At 32.4% G+C, this 21,909-nt stretch carries 18 protein-coding genes; 7 read left to right on the top strand and 11 right to left on the bottom strand.

The features are described from left to right. Positions 1–353: 353 nt before the first annotated feature. On the bottom strand, positions 354–1,412 hold the full coding sequence (locus tag C820_RS07245) for a stalk domain-containing protein (protein WP_004038541.1): 1,059 nt from the start codon (positions 1,410–1,412) through the stop codon (positions 354–356). A gap of 309 nt (positions 1,413–1,721) precedes the next feature. Further along, complete coding sequence (aspS, locus tag C820_RS07240; protein ID WP_004038543.1) at positions 1,722–3,509, bottom strand: aspartate--tRNA ligase; 1,788 nt, start codon at positions 3,507–3,509, stop codon at positions 1,722–1,724. A 280-nt stretch (positions 3,510–3,789) separates the two neighbouring features. Here aspS and C820_RS07235 point away from each other — a divergent pair, with 280 nt between their 5' ends. The 7 genes from C820_RS07235 to C820_RS07205 all read left to right on the top strand — a co-directional run bounded on the left by C820_RS07235 (position 3,790) and on the right by C820_RS07205 (position 12,693). Further along, positions 3,790–4,410, top strand: coding sequence for a cytidylate kinase-like family protein (locus C820_RS07235; RefSeq protein ID WP_004038545.1), 621 nt, complete (start codon positions 3,790–3,792; stop codon positions 4,408–4,410). A 125-nt stretch (positions 4,411–4,535) separates the two neighbouring features. After that, complete coding sequence (gene trkA / locus C820_RS07230; RefSeq protein WP_004038547.1) at positions 4,536–5,903, top strand: Trk system potassium transporter TrkA; 1,368 nt, start codon at positions 4,536–4,538, stop codon at positions 5,901–5,903. A 5-nt stretch (positions 5,904–5,908) separates the two neighbouring features. Next, the gene (locus C820_RS07225; RefSeq protein WP_004038549.1) at positions 5,909–7,360 is read left to right on the top strand and encodes a TrkH family potassium uptake protein; all 1,452 of its coding nucleotides are present in this window, start codon (positions 5,909–5,911) and stop codon (positions 7,358–7,360) included. 171 nt (positions 7,361–7,531) lie between these two features. Next, positions 7,532–9,046 carry an efflux RND transporter periplasmic adaptor subunit gene (locus tag C820_RS07220; RefSeq protein ID WP_004038552.1) on the top strand — a complete coding sequence of 505 codons (1,515 nt, stop codon included), beginning with the start codon at positions 7,532–7,534 and terminating at the stop codon, positions 9,044–9,046. 13 nt (positions 9,047–9,059) lie between these two features. After that, positions 9,060–9,755 (top strand): ABC transporter ATP-binding protein, encoded by a 696-nt coding sequence (locus C820_RS07215; protein WP_004038554.1) that lies wholly within the window; start codon positions 9,060–9,062, stop codon positions 9,753–9,755. Next, positions 9,755–10,984 carry an ABC transporter permease gene (locus C820_RS07210; RefSeq protein WP_004038556.1) on the top strand — a complete coding sequence of 410 codons (1,230 nt, stop codon included), beginning with the start codon at positions 9,755–9,757 and terminating at the stop codon, positions 10,982–10,984. Before C820_RS07215 ends, C820_RS07210 begins: the two co-directional genes overlap by 1 nt. Positions 10,985–11,313: 329 nt before the next feature. After that, positions 11,314–12,693 (top strand): diguanylate cyclase domain-containing protein, encoded by a 1,380-nt coding sequence (locus tag C820_RS07205; protein ID WP_004038557.1) that lies wholly within the window; start codon positions 11,314–11,316, stop codon positions 12,691–12,693. Positions 12,694–12,971: 278 nt separating this feature from the next. Here the strand turns inward: C820_RS07205 and C820_RS07200 are convergent, their stop codons facing one another. Genes C820_RS07200 through C820_RS07160 form a run of 9 tightly spaced genes read right to left on the bottom strand, consistent with a single transcriptional unit; the run spans position 12,972 to position 21,527 of the window. After that, the gene (locus C820_RS07200; protein WP_004038559.1) at positions 12,972–13,649 is read right to left on the bottom strand and encodes a V-type ATP synthase subunit D; all 678 of its coding nucleotides are present in this window, start codon (positions 13,647–13,649) and stop codon (positions 12,972–12,974) included. Positions 13,650–13,655: 6 nt separating this feature from the next. Further along, positions 13,656–15,032: a V-type ATP synthase subunit B gene (locus tag C820_RS07195; RefSeq protein WP_004038561.1), complete on the bottom strand. Its 1,377-nt coding sequence runs from the start codon at positions 15,030–15,032 to the stop codon at positions 13,656–13,658. Further along, positions 15,029–16,804: a V-type ATP synthase subunit A gene (locus C820_RS07190; RefSeq protein ID WP_004038566.1), complete on the bottom strand. Its 1,776-nt coding sequence runs from the start codon at positions 16,802–16,804 to the stop codon at positions 15,029–15,031. The genes C820_RS07195 and C820_RS07190 overlap by 4 nt, the downstream gene beginning before the upstream one ends. A 43-nt stretch (positions 16,805–16,847) precedes the next feature. Next, positions 16,848–17,165, bottom strand: coding sequence for a V-type ATP synthase subunit F (locus tag C820_RS07185; protein ID WP_004038567.1), 318 nt, complete (start codon positions 17,163–17,165; stop codon positions 16,848–16,850). Then, positions 17,158–18,135 carry a V-type ATP synthase subunit C gene (locus C820_RS07180; protein WP_004038568.1) on the bottom strand — a complete coding sequence of 326 codons (978 nt, stop codon included), beginning with the start codon at positions 18,133–18,135 and terminating at the stop codon, positions 17,158–17,160. Before C820_RS07180 ends, C820_RS07185 begins: the two co-directional genes overlap by 8 nt. 12 nt (positions 18,136–18,147) lie before the next feature. After that, positions 18,148–18,711, bottom strand: a complete 564-nt coding sequence (locus C820_RS07175; protein ID WP_004038569.1) for a V-type ATP synthase subunit E — start codon at positions 18,709–18,711, stop codon at positions 18,148–18,150. A gap of 39 nt (positions 18,712–18,750) precedes the next feature. Continuing rightward, complete coding sequence (locus tag C820_RS07170; protein WP_004038571.1) at positions 18,751–19,242, bottom strand: V-type ATP synthase subunit K; 492 nt, start codon at positions 19,240–19,242, stop codon at positions 18,751–18,753. 44 nt (positions 19,243–19,286) lie between these two features. Beyond that, positions 19,287–21,212, bottom strand: a complete 1,926-nt coding sequence (locus C820_RS07165; protein WP_004038573.1) for a V-type ATP synthase subunit I — start codon at positions 21,210–21,212, stop codon at positions 19,287–19,289. A 3-nt stretch (positions 21,213–21,215) separates the two neighbouring features. Continuing rightward, a complete protein-coding gene (locus C820_RS07160; RefSeq protein WP_004038575.1) occupies positions 21,216–21,527 on the bottom strand; it encodes a hypothetical protein in 312 nt (103 codons plus the stop codon). Positions 21,528–21,909: the final 382 nt, after the last annotated feature.

Here is a 21,909-nt window from a genome sequence, read left to right as displayed (position 1 = left end):
ATAAAAGTAGTATAACCATAAACCAATTTTTAAACAATAGTAACAATATGAAAACAATTCAATAAAATATTTTACTTTATATTATATTGTTTTTATATTACTTGATATTTATTCAAAAATTTTATCATTTTATATATTTTTTCTAATAGATTAATATACAAAATTTTGACATTGATAGTATCGTTATACTGCTAATAATTGAATTATACATTCTTTTTTACAATATTTCAATGGTAAAGCTGTAAAAATATACTAAGTTCTTTATTTTGTACAGTACAAATACAACAATATCATTATTATCAAAAATACTTTTCTTTTTTTTGTGTATATTATACAGATACTATATACTATTATTAGGGCTGATTTTGTACTAATAAATACTCATAATTATCTTTGAGCATTTTTTTCATCTCTGAAAAAGGTATTGCATACTCCTGTTTTACACCATATTCATTCTCCCAAAATACAATCAAGCCTCTATCTTTATCAAAATAAAATTGTTGTTCTGTTTGCTCTGGCAATTCTTTCAACTGAATATGAAGTTGTTTTGCTAATTTTTGTTTATAGTCTTTTTTACGAAACAAATCACCTAATGTTATAATTTTTTGTGTTTGAAAATCTATATTGATTGTTTGTTGTATTTGTCTTTTTTGTTGTTCATTTTCTATTTCTGCTAAAAATACAATACTAAGCATTTCTTTACTTCTATAAGGTACTGTATAATCTGCTTTTAAATTTGATTTTAAATGTTGTTTTTGATTTTTTGTTATAAAATACTGTACTTTATCTGTAATATCATTAGACAATTTATGATTTAAATTTTTTTCATAATTATTATCATTCAAACCTACAATTACAGGCACTGCTACACTATAATAACGATTTTCTCTTTTATAAACCATTTCATTTTTATATACAATAGGTCTTTGTATTGCTTCTGTTCTTAATGTAATTTGTTTCTGTTTTCCGTCCCATATAATATTTGTATCAAAATTTTCTCCCATAAAATCTGCTGTAACATAAGTACAACCATTTTTCATTATTGGCGGGTCTTTTAATACTACACTATAACCATTTACAGCTGCTTTTTGTTTATCTGTTTCTATTCTAATATTTTTTCCTTGATATTGTATTACTGTTGCATTATTTTGTTTTTCCCACACAATATTTCCTTTTAATTCCTCTATTACCCACCTAAGCGGTATTAAAAGTTTTTGGCTTTTTTCATCAATAATAGGCAAATTTTTTACATTTTCATCAAATATTTTTGTACTTCCATTTATAGTATATTCTTCTTTTCCTATAGCAAATTCCATTTCATCATCTGTATTCAAATACATTCCTACATAAACAGAAGAACATATCATAACACCTGCGGCAACAGCAATCACCGTCAACTTTTTCAGTGTCATTGTATTTCCGCCTTTCCTTTTATTGTCTAGCATTACTATAATACAGTAACGCTAAGTCAAAAGCAGTTTTTGGACTTGTGAAAGCATAAGAAGAAACAGCTTTAAAAATTGCTGTTTTTATTCGTTCGTCAAAGCCCTACTTACTAAATTAAAATGGAGTGCTGAACATATAGCATATGTTCAGCTAGCACCAAACAAAGCAAATAAAATTGCACTTCTTTATTACATTACATACTACAATATCATTATTTGACAGCTTATTTTTATAGTTGTCATTTTAAATAAAAATACAATAAGAGTTATTTATTCTTATTGCTTTATAATAGCAATTCCTAATTCCTCTAACTGTTTTTTTTCTACTACATTTGGTGCGTCTGTCATAGGACAGGAAGCATCTTTTACTTTTGGAAATGCTATGACATCTCTTATACTTGTTGCTCCAGACATCAACATAATAATTCTATCTAATCCAAATGCAAGACCACCATGAGGAGGTACACCATATTTAAAAGCATCTAACAAAAATCCAAATCTTTCTTGTGCATCTTCTGGTGCAAATCCTAACAATTCAAACATTTTTTGTTGTATTTCTCTACGATGTATTCTAATACTACCTCCACCTAATTCATAACCATTTAGCACAATATCATATGCTTTTGCTCTTACTGCACCAGGGTCTTTTTCTAGCAATTCTAAATCTTGCTCCATAGGTGCCGTAAATGGATGATGTACTGCAACATATCTCTTTTCTTCTTCGTCCCATTCTAACATAGGGAATTCTGTTATCCACAAAAATGCAAAATCATCTGCTTTAGTCAATTCTAATCTTTTAGAAAGTTCTAATCTCAATGCTCCCAATGCGTCAAACACAACTTTATTCTTATCTGCACATATCAATATCAAATCTCCTGCTTTTGCTTCCATAGCATCTACAATTTCTTGTAATTTTTCAGGTGAAAAGAATTTTGCAATTTGAGATTTTAATGTGCCATCTGCATTTACTACTATCCAAGCCAATCCTTTTGCTTGATATGTTTTTACAAATTCTACAAGGCTATCAATTTGTTTTCTTGGAAAATTGCCACAGCCCTTAGCATTGATTGCTCTTACACTTCCGCCATTTTCTAAAGCATTTTTAAATACAACAAATTCTGTTCCTTTTACAATATCTGAAATATTTTTTAATTCCATACCAAAACGCACATCTGGTTTATCAGAGCCATATCTTTCCATAGCTTCTTGATATGTCATTCTTTGCAAAGGTAATTTGATTTCTACATCAAGTAATTCTTTAAATACTTTTTGCATCATTCTTTCATTGATGTCTATAATATCATTTTCATCTACAAATGAAAGTTCCATATCTACCTGTGTAAACTCTGGCTGTCTATCTGCCCTCAAATCCTCATCTCTAAAACATTTTGCAATTTGATAATATCTATCCATACCAGATACCATAAGCAACTGTTTATATAGCTGTGGTGACTGTGGCAAACCATAAAAATTACCAGTGTGTACACGGCTTGGTACTAAATAATCTCTTGCTCCCTCTGGTGTACTTTTTCCTAATATAGGTGTTTCAATTTCCAAAAATCCCTCTTCATCCAAAAAAGAATGTATCACTTGCACTACTTTATGTCTTAACATAATATTTTTTAACTGGCTTGGTCTTCTTAAATCAAGGTATCTGTGTTTTAATCGCAAATCATCTTTTACTGTGATACTATCTTCTATTTGAAATGGCAATGTATCACTTTCAGATAATATTCTAAATTCTTCTGCAATGATTTCAATTTTGCCTGTTTTCATATTTTCATTGATATTTTGTTCTGTTCTTGCACTTACTTTTCCCTTTACTGCTAATACAAATTCACTACGCACGGTTTCTGCTTTTTCAAACAGTGTTTTCTCTGCTGTATTGCCATCTACCACAATTTGTACAATACCTGTTCTATCTCTTAATGTAATAAAAAGAAGTTGTCCAAAATCTCGGCGTCTTTGTACCCACCCCATTACTGTTACATTTTCGCCAATCATTTTTTCATTTACTTCTGTACACATATGGCTTCTTTTTAAGCCTGTCATATATTCTCCCATAATATTCTAATCTCCTTACACTATAATAATGAACTACATCTTACTATACTCATTTTTGTTTAAAATGTAAATATCAGAAATCAAAAATACTTCAAAAACTTATATTTATTTTATATATTATTTACTGTATTGACAGATACTTTATTAACATTACTATTTACATCTAAATTCTACAAATGATATTTATTACAATAGAATTTTTGACTTTACTATTAAAATACGCTATACTAATACAAAACAATTATTACAAATATTTCTTCAAAAGGGGGAACATTACTTTATGGAAAAATCAATTATTACCATCAGTCGAGAATACGGCAGCGGTGGACGTTTAGTAGGTAAAACACTTTCAAAAATATTAGACATTCCTTTTTATGACAACGAACTGATTACATTATCTGCTCAAAAAACTGGACTTTCACAACATTATTTCAAAGAAGCAGAGTCTGCTTCTGTAGGAAATATTCTTTTTTCATTGTCCAATCTTTTGCCCAATAATTCCCCTCATGAAGTGTATGGCTTACCTTTAACAGAAAAAATATTTCTGGCACAATCACAAGTTATTCGTGATTTAGCTGAAAAAGGTTCTTGTGTTATTATAGGTAGATGTGCTGACTATATTTTAAAGGGAAATGAATGTTGTACGAATGTTTTTATACACGCGAATATCAAAGATAGAATACGTCGTGTAGTGGATACCTATGGTTTGCCCGAAAAACATATTGAACATACTATTGTGAAAACAGATAAACGTCGTTCTAATTATTATAGCTATTTCAGTAACCAAAAATGGGGACAAGCTGACAATTATGATTTAGTACTCAACACTTCAAAAATTAGCATAGAAAATGCTGCTGAAGTCATTAAAACATACATTTTATTAAAACAACTAAATAAATAGTTGTTATATTACAAAAAAGCAGATGAAAATGCTGCTTTTTTATTTTGCAGCTATTTTCTTTTTTTGTAGTTATTTTTACAGTTTGTGTTATAATAAATTTATTTAAGTAAGGTGGTGTATAATAAATGAGAGTTATTGTAGTAGGTGAAGGGAAAGTTGGCAGTACCATTGTAAAACAGCTATCTATGGAAGGACATGATGTTGTAATTATTGACAATGACCCTGTTATATTAAAAAATGCAAGTAACACTATGGATGTATTTTGTGTAGAGGGAAACGGAGCAAGCTATGCCGTACAGCAAAGGGCAGAAGTAGGACGTGCCGATTTACTCATTGCAGCAACTTCTGCTGACGAAGTAAATATGTTATGTTGTTTAATAGGCAAAAAGCAAGGTGTAAAGCATACTATTGCACGTGTAAGAAATCCAGAATATTTTTTTCAAATGGACGTTATAAAAGAAGAATTAGGTCTTAGCATGACTGTAAATCCAGAATTATTAGCAGCAGACGAGATTGCTCGTCTTTTAAAATTTCCTTCTGCCCTAAAAATAGAAACATTTGCAAAAGGTCGTGTGGAACTGATTGAATACAAAATAGCAGAAAACAGCCCTCTTGCAGGTATGCCCCTTTTTGCACTTTACAAAGAATATCAAGTAAAAGTTTTAATTTGTGCAGTACAAAGAGGTAACGAAGTACACATTCCAGCAGGTGATTTTGTATTACAATCTGGTGATAAAATCAATTTGACTGCTTCCAGAGAGGAAATTGTCAGATTTTTTAAAGCAATAGGTGTTTTCAGCAACAAAATCAAAAGAGTACTTTTAATTGGTGGAGGACGCATTGCTTATTATTTAGCGAACCATTTAATTTCTACAGCTCACATGAAAATTAAAATTATTGAAAAAGATTTAAAAAGATGTGAGTATCTTTGTGAACACATACCAGAAGCTGTCATTATACACGGTGACGGCACAGACAGAGAACTTTTGACAGAAGAAGGACTTGAAAAAACAGATGCTGTTGTAATGTTAACAGGCATGGACGAAGAAAACATTGTTGTTTCTATGCTTGCAAAAGCCTGCAAAGTATCCAAAGTTATCGCAAAAGTAAACAGAATTTCTTTTCCAGAAATATTAAATTCATTAGAAGTAGACAGTTTTATTTCACCAAAAAGCATCGCCGCTAACAGCATTGTACGCTATGTCAGAGCAATGCAAAATTCTATGGGCAGTAATGTAGAAACACTACATATGCTTATAAATGACCAAGTTGAAGCACTAGAATTTCGTGCCAGAAAAGGCGGAGAGTTTATAGGTATTCCTCTCAAAGATTTAAAAACAAAAAAAGGCATACTCATTGCCACTATTGTTAGACAGGGAAAAATTATTATTCCAGGAGGAAATGACACCATAGAAGTAGGTGACGGTGTCATTGTTGTTACAACAAATCAACATCTATCTGATTTAAAAGATATATTACAACATACGAGGTAACTATTATGAATTATAACATGATTATATATATATTAGGAAATCTTATGAAAGTAGAAGGCTGTCTTATGATTGTACCTTTGTTTATTGCTATTGCAAAAACAGAAAATGCCCCTATGAAAGCATTTATTATTACCATAGTAATACTTTTAGGACTTGGCACAATACTAACAAGTATCAAATTCAAAAACAAAGATATTTATGCCAGAGAAGGCTTTGTTATTACAGCACTTTCTTGGATTGTATTATCTTTTTTTGGTGCAATGCCTTTTTATTTTTCTAAAACAATACCCTCTTTTATAGACAGCTTTTTTGAAACAGTATCCGGTTTTACTACCACTGGTGCAAGTATACTCACTGTAATAGAAGGCTTGCCCCTTTCTATACTATTTTGGAGAAGTTTTACACACTGGATAGGAGGCATGGGTGTATTAGTATTTTTACTTGCTATTATTCCTATGGGGGGCGACCGTTCTATGTATATCATGAAAGCAGAAGCTCCTGGCCCTTTAGTAGGAAAATTAGTCCCTAAAGTAAAATCTACTGCAAAATTACTATATTTAATATATATTTTTTTAACCATTGCTGAAATGATATTTCTAATTGCTGGAGGTATGCCCCTTTTTGACAGCATTGTTTCTGCTTTTTCTACAGCAGGCACAGGAGGTTACAGCATTAAAAATGCAAGTATTGCCGCTTACAACAGTGCTTATATAGAATACATTATCGCTATATTTATGATGATATTTGGCATCAATTTTAATTTATTTTATTTATTACTTATGAAAGACTTTATCAATATTTTGAAAAATGAAGAATTAAAATATTATTTAGGTATTATCATTACTGCAACAGTGTTAATTACACTAAACATTGCCTCTATGTATGACAGCATAGAACAAGCATTTCGCAATGCTCTTTTTCAAGTAATTTCACTGATTACTACAACTGGTTTTATTACAGCTAATTTTGAATTATGGCCCGAATTTTCAAAAACAATTTTAATTGTTATTGTTATGATAGGTGCTTGTGGCGGTTCTACAGGAGGCGGTTTAAAAGTTTCCCGTCTTGTTATTGTATTAAAAATGATTACACAAGAACTCAAAAGAATGGTACACCCTCGTTCTATCAACATTATAAAATTAGACGGTATGAAAATAGAACAGGAAACTGTAGACAGTGTTACCAGTTTTTTCGTTATATATGTTTTTTTAATATTTGGTAGTTTTATAATTATTTCTATAGACAATTTTGATTTTACAACTTCTTTAACTGCTGTTATGACTTGTGTTGGAAATGTTGGACCAGGTTTAGGCGGTGTTGGTCCAGTAGAAAATTTTTCTATATTTTCGCCTTTTGTAAAAATGGTATTATGTATGGATATGCTTCTAGGTAGACTAGAAATATTTCCTCTTGTTATGTTATTTTCTCCTGCTGTTTGGAAAAAAGGCTTCATGTAATTTTTTAAAACATAATTTGTTTAGAAAATGTAAGATTTTTCTTTTAAAAAATTAATATTTTTATTGTATACTATATAATATATAAAAAATATGATTTTTTTGAAGTGATTTTTAAAATCATATCGTATTAATTTCAGCGTTATAACATACTAGAAAGGTGAGGAATGTAACATGAAACAAAAAATAACAGCACACAAAAAAGGAATTGCTATTGCAATCGTAATTTGTTTAATTGCAGGAATTGTATATTATAAAAAATCAAATACCAATCATACAGAAATGCCCACTATAGTAAATACTGCCTCTGTACTAAAAGGCGATATAAAAGAAAGTATTTCATTAAGGGCAGCATTAGAAGGCACAGAAAGTGCAGAAATTGTTTCCAGATTACACTATGAAGTATTACAACTCAATGTCAAAGAAGGCGACAGAGTAAAAAGAGGGCAAGTACTTGCTGTATTAGAGTCTGACACATTAAAAGAAGAAATCAAAAGAGCAGAAGACCAATTAGCACTAGCAAAAGTGGAAAGCAGTGAAGCAAGTTCTCGCAGTGCCCAAAATGTAGAATTAGCTAAGGCACAATTAGAAGACAAACTCAAAGACCAACAAACAGCATATGAAAAAGCAGTATTAGACAGAGATGAAATCAAAAGAAAATATGACAACATAAAAACATTAGTAGATGCAGGCATAGAAACAGAAGAAGCACTCAAAGAAATACAAAATACATATGACGCTGCACAACAAGCTGTAGACAGTTATACTGTAGAAGATGGCAAAGTTGTTGCAACTGCAGCAGATTTAAAAAGTATAGAAAATTCTGCAGACAATTCCGCCGGCTCTCGTGCAAAAAACATTGCTATGCTCCAAACAGAATTAAATAACAAAAGAAAGGATTTGGAAGAATGTCAAATTGTAAGCCCTATTGATGGCACAATTACAAGAGTAAATATTAAACTAGGCAGATTTGCAGATGATACAGATGACGACAAACCTATGTTTGTAGTAGAAAATATTGACCAATTAGAAATGGATATTCTTGTAAGCGAATATGACATAGGCAAAATTGAAATAGGACAAACTGCTACTATTACAGCAGATATATTAAAAGGTGAAACAGTAGAGGGTATTGTAGACAGAATTTCCCCTACTGGAGAAGAAAAAGCTGGTTCTACAGAAAGAGTAATCCCTACTACTGTACGCATCACTGGAGATACCAAAGGACTTATTGCAGGTATCAATGCCAAAGCAGAAATATTAATTTCACAAAGCAATGACACACTCATACTACCTTTAGAATGTTTACAACAAAATGAAGATGGTACTATATCCGTATTACGTGTAAACAGCGAAAATAAAATTGAAGTAATACCCATTACAACAGGTGTAGAAAACGATTTGAATGTAGAAGTATTTAGCGATATGCTTCAAGAAGGTGACAACATTGTTGTAACACCAACACCTGACTTAGTAGAAGGAACACTTGTTACAACTCCAGAAATGATGCAACAAATGGATACAAAAGCCGATGTTGAAAATCCTCAAGGCAATATTGAAAGTACTGACGAAAATACAGAAAATGATACAGAAAACAATCAAGAACAAAATACACAAGACGACACAGAAAACAACGAACAAGACAATGCCGAAAATGCAGACAATACCCCATCAGACAGCATAGAATAGGCAGGTGTATGATATGAATGAAATTATCAAAATACAGGATTTAGATAAAATTTACGATACAGGTTCTATACAAGTACACGCACTTAAAAAAATCAATTTATCTATTACACAGGGAGAATATGTTGCCATTATGGGACAATCAGGTTCTGGAAAATCTACACTAATGAATATATTAGGCTGTTTAGACAGGCCTACAGATGGGCATTATTATTTAGACGGCATTGAAGTAGGAAAATTATCCGAAAATAAATTATCACTTGTCAGAAACAAAAAAATCGGTTTTGTGTTTCAATCTTTCCATTTAATTCCTAGAACTTCTGCTATGAAAAATGTAGAATTACCTATGATATATGGCAAAGTAGCAAACAGAAAAAGACATCAAAGAGCCAAAGAACTTTTATGCAAAGTAGGACTTGAAAAAAGACTAAACCATTTACCACAAGAACTTTCTGGAGGACAAAGACAAAGAGTTGCGATTGCAAGAGCACTCGCCAATGACCCCCCTATTATACTCGCTGACGAACCTACAGGAAATTTAGACACTGCTTCCTCTGTTGAAATTATGGAATTATTTACAGAATTAAACAAAGAAGGTGTCACTGTAATTATTGTTACACATGAAGATGACATTGCAGAATTTACAAACAGAGTCATACGTTTTAAAGACGGACAAATTATGAGTGATGTCAGAAAGGGGGAAAATACATAATGCTTTTATGGGAAAATATGAAACTTGCTTTAACCGCAATTAGAGTAAACAAAATGCGTTCTTTTTTGACTATGTTAGGCATGATTATAGGTATCAGTTCCGTTATAGCTATTGTTTCTATTGGTGATACTATGAGAAGTATGTTCGCTAAAGAATATGAAGAAATTGGACTAAACAGAGTACGCTGTTATGTTATGAAATTTGACGGCTATTATTATTACAGTGAAAATTTTACTGCTGACCAATTCAATGAAATTACTTCTGTATTTGCTGACAGTATTGAATATATTTCAGCAGGAGAAGGCGGAACAGCTACAGCTATCAATGGTAGAAAAAACTATGATATGGTATGCACAGGTGTAAGAGGCGGTTATGAAAAAGTGCAAAAAGTAGATATTATAGCAGGAAGAATGTTAAATGACAAAGATTATGAAGGCAAAAAAAATAATATTGTATTAGAAGAAGCTACTGCTATAGAATTATTTGGTACGGCAGATGTTGTTGGCAAAACAATGAAAGTAAAATACACACAAGGCGGTAATGGTACATTTGTAGATGATTTTAATATTGTAGGCATTTACAGAAACAGTCAGTCTGTACTTATGAAATTATTGGGAGGTACAGACAACACCAGAGGTCTTGCCTATGTGCCTGAAAGCATTATATTTGATATTAATATCAATGGTGTTTGGGTGATTGATATGTTTGTATCTGAAAATGCCCCTGCTACATTTCAAAGCACATTTACAAATTATGTAGCAAGAATGACAAATGCTCAACCAGAAGATGTCAGATATTCTTCTGCTAGGGAAGCTATGGGAGAAGCAGATAGTATACTAGGAACACTTTCTATAGCAGTAGGAGCCATTGCAGCAATTTCACTTGTAGTAGGTGGTATAGGTATTATGAATATTATGCTTGTTTCTGTTACAGAAAGAACAAGAGAAATCGGTATCAGAAAAGCACTCGGTGCCAGAACAGGAGATGTTTTAACACAATTTTTAATTGAGTCCGCTGTAATATCTTTAGTAGGCGGCATTATAGGTGCGAGTTTAGGTGCTGGTATTGTCATTGCAGGCGGCACTGCACTAGGCGTTGATGTTGTTGTAAAACCTTCTGTTATGCTTATGGCTTTTGCATTTTCTGCATTGGTGGGTATTTTCTTTGGATTATATCCTGCTAGAAAAGCTGCAAAATCTGACCCCATTACTGCATTACGTTATGAATAACACAATATGAACAATAACGATATGCTATAAGCATATCGTTTTTATTTTGTGCCTTGAAATGATTTTTTACAGATGTATTATTTTATTTCAAAATATTGACTTTTTGTTTAAAATAAACTATAATTATTCAGTTATATTTTGTAATTATTCAAAATAATGTCAAAAAAATTGTAATATTATGTCATAAAATGATATAACTTGATAAATGATTGCCAAATTTTATAACAGTTTAGCTGTTATTTTTCATAGAGTTATTTTTTTGTTATAATTTCTATGAATACAAATACAATAACATAAAACCATAATTGATATTTGGAAAGAGGTATATTATGAACACAATAAAAAAGTCATGGAGTATTTCTTATTTTGACCGTTATTTTTTTTACTTTCTAATTGCGATGGAACTTCTCATGTCATTTACTTTTTTAGGATATATTCATATAGCACCCATTTCTATTACAATAGCATATCTTCCTATTTTGATAACAGGCTGTCTTTTAGGTACTACACAATCTATCATTATGGGATTTTTATTCGGACTTTCTAGTATGTACAAAGCATCAGCTTCTTATGTTATGCCTTCTGATGCAATATTTTCTCCTTTTTTAAGTAATTCTCCTATTAGTAGCTTTTTTTTAAGTATTGGAACAAGGGTACTTTTTGGACTTTTCGTAGGAATTGCTTTTGCATTTGCAAGAAAAAGAAAACATTATTGTATATGGATAGGTGTGATTTCTGCTATTGCACCTAAAGTACACTCTTTATTTGTCTACACCACAATGGGAATATTATTTCCAGAATTTGGTTATGATTACAGTTCTACATTTCATTTGAATTTAAACACTATAATTTTTATAATCATTTGTATTGTTGTGGTTGAATTATTTTGGGCAATTTATCAAAGTGATACCATACAAAGTATTAAATCATATATCAATCAATCTGTTCAAAATCCTTACGCCTCTAAAAAAATGAATTTACTTTTTGTGTTATTTGAATTTTCTATGTTATGTATGGCAATTTTTTCAGCAATCTATTTTTCTCAAAGAGAATACTATATGCTGAAATGGCATGGTATAGAAGTATCTGATGTTATTTCTGCTGATTTATTGCTTTTGCAAATACAGTTTTTAATTTCTTTGTTTTCATTAAACATTATTTCAGTTGTTTTATTGATTTCTATTTACAAATATATGTCATACAAAGAATATAAGGGAGAAATAGATGAATTGACTGGTATAATGGGAAGAAGAATGTTTCTTTATCATTGTGAAAAAGCACAAAAAACAAATCATACAGATTTAAAAAAAATGGGTTGGTTTTTGTTTGTAGATGCCGATTATTTTAAATCAATTAACGACACTTTTGGACATTCTACAGGTGACAAAGTTTTAAAAACAATCGCAACAAATTTACAAAATACATTTAGTGAATATGGAAAAGTAGGCAGAATTGGCGGTGACGAATTTGCTGTTATTATTGAAAGTCCACTTTCAGAACAACAACTAAAACAGCAATTAGATCAATTTCTTTATGCTATTTCTGATACACTACCTAATAGAAAAATTAGTTGCAGTATAGGTGCATATCAATTTGTTTTTCCTCAAGATGTCAAATATTTATTATCACAAACAGATGATGTTTTATACAAAGCAAAAGAAAACGGTAGAGCCTGTTATGTAACAAAACCTTATACTCCTAACGAATAATCAACAGTATATTCTATTGAATAAATTGATATAATCATTTTAATTATATTAGTAAATGGAGAAATAAATAAAAAACAAGTAATTAAAGTACTTATAATAGACTATTTAGAATAGGGTTATTCTAAATAAAAAATTTTACAAAAACTACAAAAAAGATTTAATTTAACACAACAACAATCAGAACAATATTTTCAAAAATTTAAAAACGAATAAATATAAAAACAGCAATACTGTTTTCAATTACATCAGTATTGCTGTTTTTTTTCATGTATTATTTATTATGCTTGCTGCAAAACTTTATCTTTCTGTCTTCTTTCTTCAATAGCCTTTTTCGCAATCATATCTTTTACTTTCATCAATCTTGTAGTACTTGCTCTGTCATTTTCTTCTAATTTCATAGAAATATATTTTATGGTTTCTTCATAATTTGGTATCATGACATTTTCAAGTGCATTTACTCTTCTTCTTGTTTTTTCAATTTCTTGTGCCAAAAGCTGTGCTGTTTTTTCACTTTCTGCCAGACGCAGCAATGGTTGCATAGCATCAGAGAATGACTCCATAGCACTATCTAATTCACCAGAAGTAAAAGCAAGACCATAAGGGTATATATCTGATTGATTATCCTCTGTTTTAAAATCAAACACAGGTACATTGACACTCATAATATTTTTTACAGAAACATCCACAGCAACAGACTGTTTTGGCATCATCAAAGCCTCTCCCAAAAATTCCTGACTGAGCACTGCTCTTGCGATAATAAAGTTTTTATAAGCACTATCTAATGCTTTTTCAGCTTCTTCTCTCAATCGTTTATTTTCTTTGACAATATCCAAAAACTGCTTCATCAGTTCGTCCAATTTGTCTTTTAACAATTTATGACCTCTTATAGCTGTTTTTAACTGCTTTTTTAATCGTGTCATTTCCATACGGGTTGGATTTACATTTAATTTTGCCACAGTTTATCACTCTCCCTCTGGCAAATATTTCTCCAAGTATTCATCACGAATACGTTTTAATTCACTCTTAGGAAGCATACGCAACAATTTCCAGCCTACTTCTAATGTCTGCTCTATTGTTCTATCTGTTTTAAATCCTTGTGAAACATATTCATTTTCAAATTCTGTAGCAAATTTTGCATAAATCAAATCGATTTCTGAAAGTGCAGACTCACCAAGTATCGCCATCAATTCTTTGGCATCTTTTCCTCTAGAATATGCTGCAAACAACTGGTTCATAGTATCTGCATGGTCTTCTCTTGTTTTACCTTTACCAATACCTTTATCTTTCAAACGGGAAAGTGATGGCATAACATCAACAGGAGGTTCTACACCTTTTTTATACAAATCTCTTGTCAGTATTATCTGACCTTCTGTAATATATCCTGTTAAGTCAGGTATAGGGTGTGTTTTATCTTCTTCTGGCATTGTTAGTATAGGTATCATTGTAATAGAGCCTTCTTTTCCTTTCATTCTTCCAGCTCTTTCATACATTGTTGCCAAGTCTGTATACAAATATCCAGGATAACCTCTACGACCAGGAACTTCTTTTTTCGCCGCAGAAATTTCACGCAATGCCTCTGCATAGTTTGTAATATCTGTAATAATAACCAATACGTGCATACCTTGTTCAAATGCTAAATATTCTGCTGCTGTCAATGCCATTTTTGGCGTAGAAATACGTTCAACAGCAGGGTCATTTGCCAAATTTACAAACACTACAGAACGGTCAATGGCACCTGTTGCTTTAAAGTCATTGATAAAGAATTCTGCGTCTTCAAATGTAATACCTACAGCCGCAAATACAACGGCGAATTTTGAGTCTGTACCTCTAACTTTTGCTTGTCTTGCTATCTGTACTGCTAAATTTGCATGAGGCAAACCAGCTGCAGAGAATATAGGCAATTTTTGACCTCTAACCAATGTATTCAAACCATCAATAGCAGATACACCTGTTTGTATAAATTCTGCTGGATACTCTCTAGCCGCAGGGTTAATAGGTGCACCATTTACATCAAGACGTTTTTCTGGAATAATTTCAGGGCCACCATCAATAGGTTTTCCCATACCACTAAATACACGTCCTAATATGTCAGGAGAAACACCAAAGTCAAGGCTTTTTCCCAAAAAGCGTACTTTACTTTCAGAAAGGTTAATACCTGTAGATGCCTCAAAAAGCTGCACCAGAGCATTATCTCCATTGACTTCCAACACTTTACATCTTCTGATTTCACCATTAGAAAGTTCTATTTCGCCAAGCTCATCATATTTTACATTTTCAACGCCAGTAACTACCATAAGAGGGCCTGCTACTTCTTGAATACTTTTATATTCTTTTATCATAATTCTTCAGCCCCTTTCTTAATTAAGTCGTCTACTTCTGTTTGTATATCTTTTTCTATTTCATCATATGCTTTATCAACATTTTCTTCTTCAACATATTTTGCACGGCCTATTCTTTCTATTACTGACATTTTTGAAATTTTTATAATAGAAACGCCCTGTGCAATAGCTTCTCCTGCAATTCTATAAAATTCCAATATCAATCTTAACATTCTATATTGTTTATGCAGTGAAGTATATGTGTCTACTTCATGGAAAGAGTTTTGATGCAAAAAGTCCTCACGAATAGAACGTGATGTTTCCAATATCAATCTATCACTATGAGAAAGTGAGTCTACACCAACCAATTGCACGATTTCTTGCAATTCTGCCTCTGTTTGCAAAAGTTTCATAGCTTCCTGTCTTTGTTTTGCAAAGTTTTCATCAACATTTCTTTCTGACCAATCATCTACTTTATCTTGATACAATGAATAACTTGTCAGCCAGTTAATTGCAGGGAAATGACGTTTATATGCTAATGAAGCGTCCAATCCCCAGAATACTTTTACAATTCTCAGTGTTGCCTGTGAAACAGGTTCAGATGTGTCACCACCAGGAGGGGATACCGCACCAATGGCTGTCAATGTTCCCATTCTGCCCTCATTTCCCAAACAGATTACTCTGCCGGCTCTTTCATAGAACTGTGCTAAACGGCTTCCCAAATAAGCTGGGTAACCTTCTTCACCAGGCATTTCTTCCAAACGTCCAGACATTTCACGCAATGCCTCTGCCCAACGTGATGTGGAGTCTGCCATAAGTGCTACACTATAGCCCATATCTCTAAAGAACTCTGCTATTGTAATACCTGTATAAATAGATGCTTCACGAGCCGCAACAGGCATATCTGATGTATTTGCAATCAGCACTGTTCTCTGCATCAATGACTCCCCAGTACGAGGGTCTTTCAATTCTGGAAACTCATTCAAAACGTCTGTCATTTCATTTCCACGTTCTCCACAACCAATATATACAACAATATCTGCATCTGCCCATTTTGCAAGCTGATGCTGTGTTACTGTTTTACCACTTCCGAATGGTCCTGGAATAGCTGCAACACCGCCCTTTGTAATAGGGAAAAATGTGTCAATAACTCTCTGTCCTGTTACAAGTAAAGAGTCTGGTGATTGTTTTTCTTTGTATGGTCTTTCTTTACGTACAGGCCATTTTTGCATCATTGTCAAAGGCACATCTTCACCTTTTTCATTTGTAATAATACAAACAGTTTCCTCTACTGTAAAATCTCCCATAAATATCTCTTTGATTTTACCTGAAACACCATAAGGTACCATGATTTTACAACTTACTACTGCTGTTTCTTGTACTGCACCAATAATATCGCCTGCAACAACTTCATCGCCAATATTTTTTACTGGCTCAAATTTCCATTTCTTTTCTCTATTTAAAGAGTCTACTTCTACACCTCTTTGTATATTTGTTCCAGATACTTCATACAATTTTTCTAATGGTCTTTGTATACCATCATAAATCGTTGAAATCAAACCAGGTCCAAGTTCAACGCTCATTGGCATACCCAGTGACACAACTTCTTCTCCTGGTCCAAGTCCTGATGTTTCTTCATATACCTGTATAGAAGCATTCTCTCCGTGCATTTCAATAATTTCGCCAATCAAATGTTTTTCAGAAACACGAACAACGTCAAACATATTGGCTTCTCTCATGCCCTCTGCTACAACAAGAGGACCTGACACTTTTATGACTGTGCCTGTTTTCATATTTATACTCACCCACATTCTATTTTTTTCATATACTGTCCCTTTATTCACTGAACAATATATCTGCACCTATGGCACGTTTTGCTGACTCTCTTACTTCATTCATACCTATTCCCATACTTCCTCCTATACCAGGAATGATTATTATGGCTGGTAATCTATTGTCTTTATATCGTGCAATATATTCCTGTACCAAAAGACTCGCTTGCTCTGTGATGTATATAATAGCATATTCTTTTTCTACCAAATTTCTTATATTTTTTTTAATATCATCTGCTTCATAAGCTGGAAAAATATCAATGCCAAGTGCAAGAAAGCCCATAATACTATCTTTGTCGCCTATGATACCTACTTTATACATACGCCTCTCGCACCCTTTCTTTAATAATTTCACTGCTAATTTGGTTGAGTTTACTTGTTAATATAATACGCACTGTTTTTATTTCTGACTCTTTTGCATACAAATACGCAATCAATGGCTCTAATGTTAAAGCAATATATTTTGCTGATTTTACATAATCCATAATAAAGTCATCACACATTTTTTCAAATTCTGTAAATCCTTTCTCTACACCAATTTCAAATATTTGGTCATATCTTGTACCTTTAAACTGGTCTACTGGATTATCTGTACCATATGCATTAAAAAATACAGATGATGAAATATCTCCACCCTCTACAAATACATTCATAAATGCACCAAAGTCTTTATTCATATGCCTCATTCTTAAAAAACTTTTCAGATTTGTCAAATCGCACACTCTTGCTGTATAGCCCATTACAAAAGTATTTTCAGACTCTTTTGCTGACTGTGCCATCTGGCGGAATGCACCTCTATCTAATGCAATATCTATCATTTGTCCACTTTGTGTTTTACTATAAAGCTCTAATGCTTCCTCTATAGCTTCCCCCATTATTTTAGGCAAATCTGTATAGTTTCTATCCAGTATGGACTGTTTTAATTTTTCTACGGGTTCTGTGCCACCCTTTACAATATATTGTGCTCCATCAATACCAGAAACTTCCTGTTTTAAAAGAACTTTCAAGTTTTGATAGTCATTTTTATATAGAAAAATATTTATAAATTTTTCCTCTGGCACCAACTCACGTATTACTGCATATGTTTTACTCAATTCAGCAGAAAGCACTTGCTCAAACTCTCTCGCATTGCCTTCTGGCACACTATCATAGCCATATTCTGTTAATGTTCTCAAACAGCTCTCTATCTCTCTCTCATCTGCCATTTGATTTAACGTCTGTTTGCTCAGAAGGTTTTTTTCCAGCACACGTATTCGTGCTACAGCATAAGGATATATTTTTTCTTCTGCCATTTTACACCCTCCTTACGCAAATAATATTTCTGCTGCAATTTGTTCAATATTCTCTTTTTCTACTGTCAATATTGCTTCAAAAGAATAGTTATATTCAATTTCGCCTTTTTTTACAATAAAACCACCTTCTAAAGGTCTTGTTTCATCAGCTACTACAATATTCTTTTCTGCCATTTTTGACATCAATGCCTCATTTTGTTTATCTTTTTGAGAAAGTATAATTTCCTCTCCCTTTTCTGCTGTTTCTATCATAGCACCAATCATTGCAACATATTCTTGCTCTGAAAGCTCTGAAAGTTTTTGTTTTACTCTATCTAATGCCATTTTTACACATTGCTGTTTTGTGGCAAGCACCATTTTCTTTGCTTCCATTTCTGCACCAGAAATTTCTTTTCCTCTTGCCTTTTCTGCTTCGGCATCAGAAAGAACATCTTCATTTTCCATTATTTTAGCAGACTGTTCTTGTGCTTTACTGATTACAGCATCTGCCTCTTTTTTTGATTTTTCTAATATTTTCGCTTTTTCTGCTACAGCATCTGCTACAATTTTATCTATTATCTTTTTTTCACTACTCATAGGAGTGCTTCCTCCTTCTACAATTTTTATTTTCTCTCATTAGCCTATTGTAATACCATTGTATGCCAAGAAAGATACCAGCAAGCCCAAAAGTGCATATGTTTCAACGATAGCTGCAAATGTAATTGCTTTACCAAGTTCTTCTGGTTTTTTTGCTACAATGCCTACACCTGCTGCTGCTGCTTTTCCTTGATAAATACCAGAAACATATCCAACCAAACCAATAGGTAAACCTGCTGCTAAAAGTTGGAAGCCTTGTGCTGCTGTTGGTACTGCTGCTCCACCTATAATACCTGCTTTTGAAAGTATCAAGAATGCAATAATAAATCCATACAAACCTTGTGTACCTGGAAGCAACTGTAATACTAACAACTGTCCAAATTTACCTGGGTCTTCTGTTACAACACCTGCTGCTGCCTGACCTGCGATTGATGTTCCTTTTGCTGAACCCATACCTGCAAATAATGCTGCAATAGCTGCACCTGCGATTGCTAAAAATTGTCCATCAGAAATAGCACTTAAAAATTCCATAACTTACATCTCCTTTTTTGTTTTTTTGTATCATTAAAATTATTTTAATTTTGTTCTGTACGAATTGCAGTATATTTTGTTTTTCTTTTAAATGGTGTAAACGGAATACCGCCACCTTCAAAGAATTTTCCAAAAAATTCAACATACTGCAATCTACTTGTATGCACATACGCACCCAAAGCATTGATTAACAAGTTTGCTGTATGACCTATTACACCTATAAATATTGCTGGTATAGGCCCCGCTATATCTCCCAACAAATTGATAACCTGACCAATAACTCCTGTTGATAAACAAAGTGCCATCAAACGAGAATAAGAAAGTATATCTGCAAAATAGCTTGTAATGCCATATAAACTAGCTACGCCTTTATATCCTTTCATGACAATGCCTTTGAAGCTTCTTCCCTGTGTTAATACCAATCCTACTGCACCTATTATTGCAAGGTATTTTCCTATTTCTCCAAATATACCTATAGGTCCAGCCACAACAGGTATTACAAGAAGACAAATTCCAGTAATAAATAAATACCAAAGTCCTACATCAAAAAGAGCATCTAATGCCTTGCCATCTCTTATTAACATATATCCTTTTATACCAAGACCCACATAAATATGCACAATACCAAATGCTAATGACATTCCCATAAGTATCATAACATCATCTAAAGGACTTATCAGAGCTGGAATTTTAATTAAATCTCCAAACACACCACCAAATATTAATCCCCAAACTACAGTAGAAATGCCACACCAACCAAGCAATTTAAATAAATTGCCCTCGCCTTTTCCCATCTTCCCTTTTTTTACAATGAGGAAACATACAAGTGCAATAATAATACCATAGCCTGCGTCACTGAGCATCATACCAAAAAATATAATATAGAATATAGACATAATACTATTGGGGTCAATATCTTTTGTACTTGGACAGCTATACATATTTGTAACACTTTCAAATGGTGTTACAATACTATTATTTTCCAACAATATTGGGTATCCTTCTTCTGCATTTCCTTTTTCTGTTTCTACACAACAATGAAATTTACCCTCTAATTCTTGTTTTAAGCCTTGTGCTTTTTCATATGGAAGCCAGCCACTTAAACAAAATGTGTTTTGTGTTGTTACTAGTTTTTCGTGTACCTTTCTTTCTTCTCTTTGTATTGTGTAATAGTCGTAAAGATTTTCCAATTCTGGTATGGTATTTGCATAACGCTTAATGCTTTCTGCAAGCTGTGCCTGTTCTTTTTTACGCTGTTCAATTTGATTTTCAAGTTCTTTAATACCTTGTTGTGGTGTTCCTTCCACTTTTGGCAGCGTTGCTGGCACAAATCCAAATTCTTTGAGTAATTCCATTGTTTTCTCATAAGCTTCCTTATGTGCAACAACATAACAATAGTCAAACTGCTTATCGGATTTTACTACATTCACAATGCTTTCTAGTGCTACCTCTTCCAATTTTGGTAGAACTTGCACTAATTTCATTGTTGTTGGAAATGTTCCTAATATCATTTTGCTATACTTTGTTTCCATTTGATGCAGAGGAACATCTAATGAAGCCCATGGTAAAAGTATTTCTTTTTTCATCATTGCTACATTTTCTTCATTTTTAGCAGCTTCCAAATCTCTATGAAGCATATTGATTTTTACTGCTGTTTCAAATATTTTGTCCTCTTCTATTTCACTTTGTATTGCATGATATTCTGTTTTTGGTGCAAACATTGGCTTTTTTATTGTGACATACTTTTTAATGCTTTCTAAGCACTGTGTCAAAAGTGATATTTTTTGGTCAAGCTGTATCACCTCAGACTCTGCACTATCTCTTTGCAATGTTTCACCATATTCTTCTTCCAACAGGTAAGAACTATCATCAATCTGCACCAAACCATTTTCTATCAGCAAACGCAATATAGCACGCTTGTCTGCATTTAGACCAATAATGGAAAGCTTACTCATTTCTACGATTGCCATATCTTACCCCACTACCTTTCTAATCACTGCATCTGCGGCTTGTTCTAGCCTCGTTTGTGCAGTTTGTTTAATTTCTTCGCAATGCTGCGTTGCTTCTGCCAAAATTTTCTCTTTTTTTGGCTGGCTGTCTGTAATGGCTTTTTCAATTTTTTGCTGACTTGCTTGTTTTGCCATTTTTTTGGCTTCCGCAATCATATTACTACTTTTTTCTATTGCTTCTGCCTTCATTGTTTCCTTTTCTACAGAGGCCTGTTTTAATATTTCTTCTGCTTGCTTTTCTGCTTGTAGAATTTCTTTCATAACTTCAAATGCCATACGTTTTCCCCCCTTAATTTTCATTTTTTTATATAATAAACTAAACAATAAAAATGTTCAGATATTTTTATTACCATAAAATACCTGATAGAAATTTAGTATATTTTAATAACAATTCTTAACATTTTACATATAATATAATAAAATACCACTAAACATTTGTCAATATCTACTTGTTTCTAATATAGAGCATTCCATATACCCCCTTTTTATTTTTTTTATTGTGAAATATTCGTCAAATTATGTTTTATTTTACTCTTGAACTACTTTATCTTTTGTAAAATGATATTGCTTTTTTCTATTTTCTTTATTGAAAACTACTATTTTTTTATAAAAAAGTTTATGCAATATATATGCAATATCAAAAAAGTTATTCTTAAAT

Origin of the sequence: Clostridium sp. MD294 (genome assembly GCF_000364165.2) — a bacterium.
Taxonomy (GTDB): Bacteria; Bacillota; Clostridia; order Lachnospirales; family Anaerotignaceae; genus Coprocola.
The sequence above is the reverse complement of the archived record's forward strand: the minus strand, read 5'-3'. Positions and strand labels throughout refer to the sequence as shown.

Bases quoted from the DNA above. Each gene is read 5' to 3' on its own strand.
- C820_RS07245 (WP_004038541.1), bottom strand. From the start codon at position 1,412: ATGACACTGAAAAAGTTGACGGTGATTGCTGTTGCCGCAGGTGTTATG.
- aspS (WP_004038543.1), bottom strand. From the start codon at position 3,509: ATGGGAGAATATATGACAGGCTTAAAAAGAAGCCATATGTGTACAGAA.
- C820_RS07235 (WP_004038545.1), top strand. From the start codon at position 3,790: ATGGAAAAATCAATTATTACCATCAGTCGAGAATACGGCAGCGGTGGA.
- trkA (WP_004038547.1), top strand. From the start codon at position 4,536: ATGAGAGTTATTGTAGTAGGTGAAGGGAAAGTTGGCAGTACCATTGTA.
- C820_RS07225 (WP_004038549.1), top strand. From the start codon at position 5,909: ATGAATTATAACATGATTATATATATATTAGGAAATCTTATGAAAGTA.
- C820_RS07220 (WP_004038552.1), top strand. From the start codon at position 7,532: ATGAAACAAAAAATAACAGCACACAAAAAAGGAATTGCTATTGCAATC.
- C820_RS07215 (WP_004038554.1), top strand. From the start codon at position 9,060: ATGAATGAAATTATCAAAATACAGGATTTAGATAAAATTTACGATACA.
- C820_RS07210 (WP_004038556.1), top strand. From the start codon at position 9,755: ATGCTTTTATGGGAAAATATGAAACTTGCTTTAACCGCAATTAGAGTA.
- C820_RS07205 (WP_004038557.1), top strand. From the start codon at position 11,314: ATGAACACAATAAAAAAGTCATGGAGTATTTCTTATTTTGACCGTTAT.
- C820_RS07195 (WP_004038561.1), bottom strand. From the start codon at position 15,032: ATGATAAAAGAATATAAAAGTATTCAAGAAGTAGCAGGCCCTCTTATG.
- C820_RS07190 (WP_004038566.1), bottom strand. From the start codon at position 16,804: ATGAAAACAGGCACAGTCATAAAAGTGTCAGGTCCTCTTGTTGTAGCA.
- C820_RS07185 (WP_004038567.1), bottom strand. From the start codon at position 17,165: ATGTATAAAGTAGGTATCATAGGCGACAAAGATAGTATTATGGGCTTT.
- C820_RS07180 (WP_004038568.1), bottom strand. From the start codon at position 18,135: ATGGCAGAAGAAAAAATATATCCTTATGCTGTAGCACGAATACGTGTG.
- C820_RS07175 (WP_004038569.1), bottom strand. From the start codon at position 18,711: ATGAGTAGTGAAAAAAAGATAATAGATAAAATTGTAGCAGATGCTGTA.
- C820_RS07170 (WP_004038571.1), bottom strand. From the start codon at position 19,242: ATGGAATTTTTAAGTGCTATTTCTGATGGACAATTTTTAGCAATCGCA.
- C820_RS07165 (WP_004038573.1), bottom strand. From the start codon at position 21,212: ATGGCAATCGTAGAAATGAGTAAGCTTTCCATTATTGGTCTAAATGCA.
- C820_RS07160 (WP_004038575.1), bottom strand. From the start codon at position 21,527: ATGGCATTTGAAGTTATGAAAGAAATTCTACAAGCAGAAAAGCAAGCA.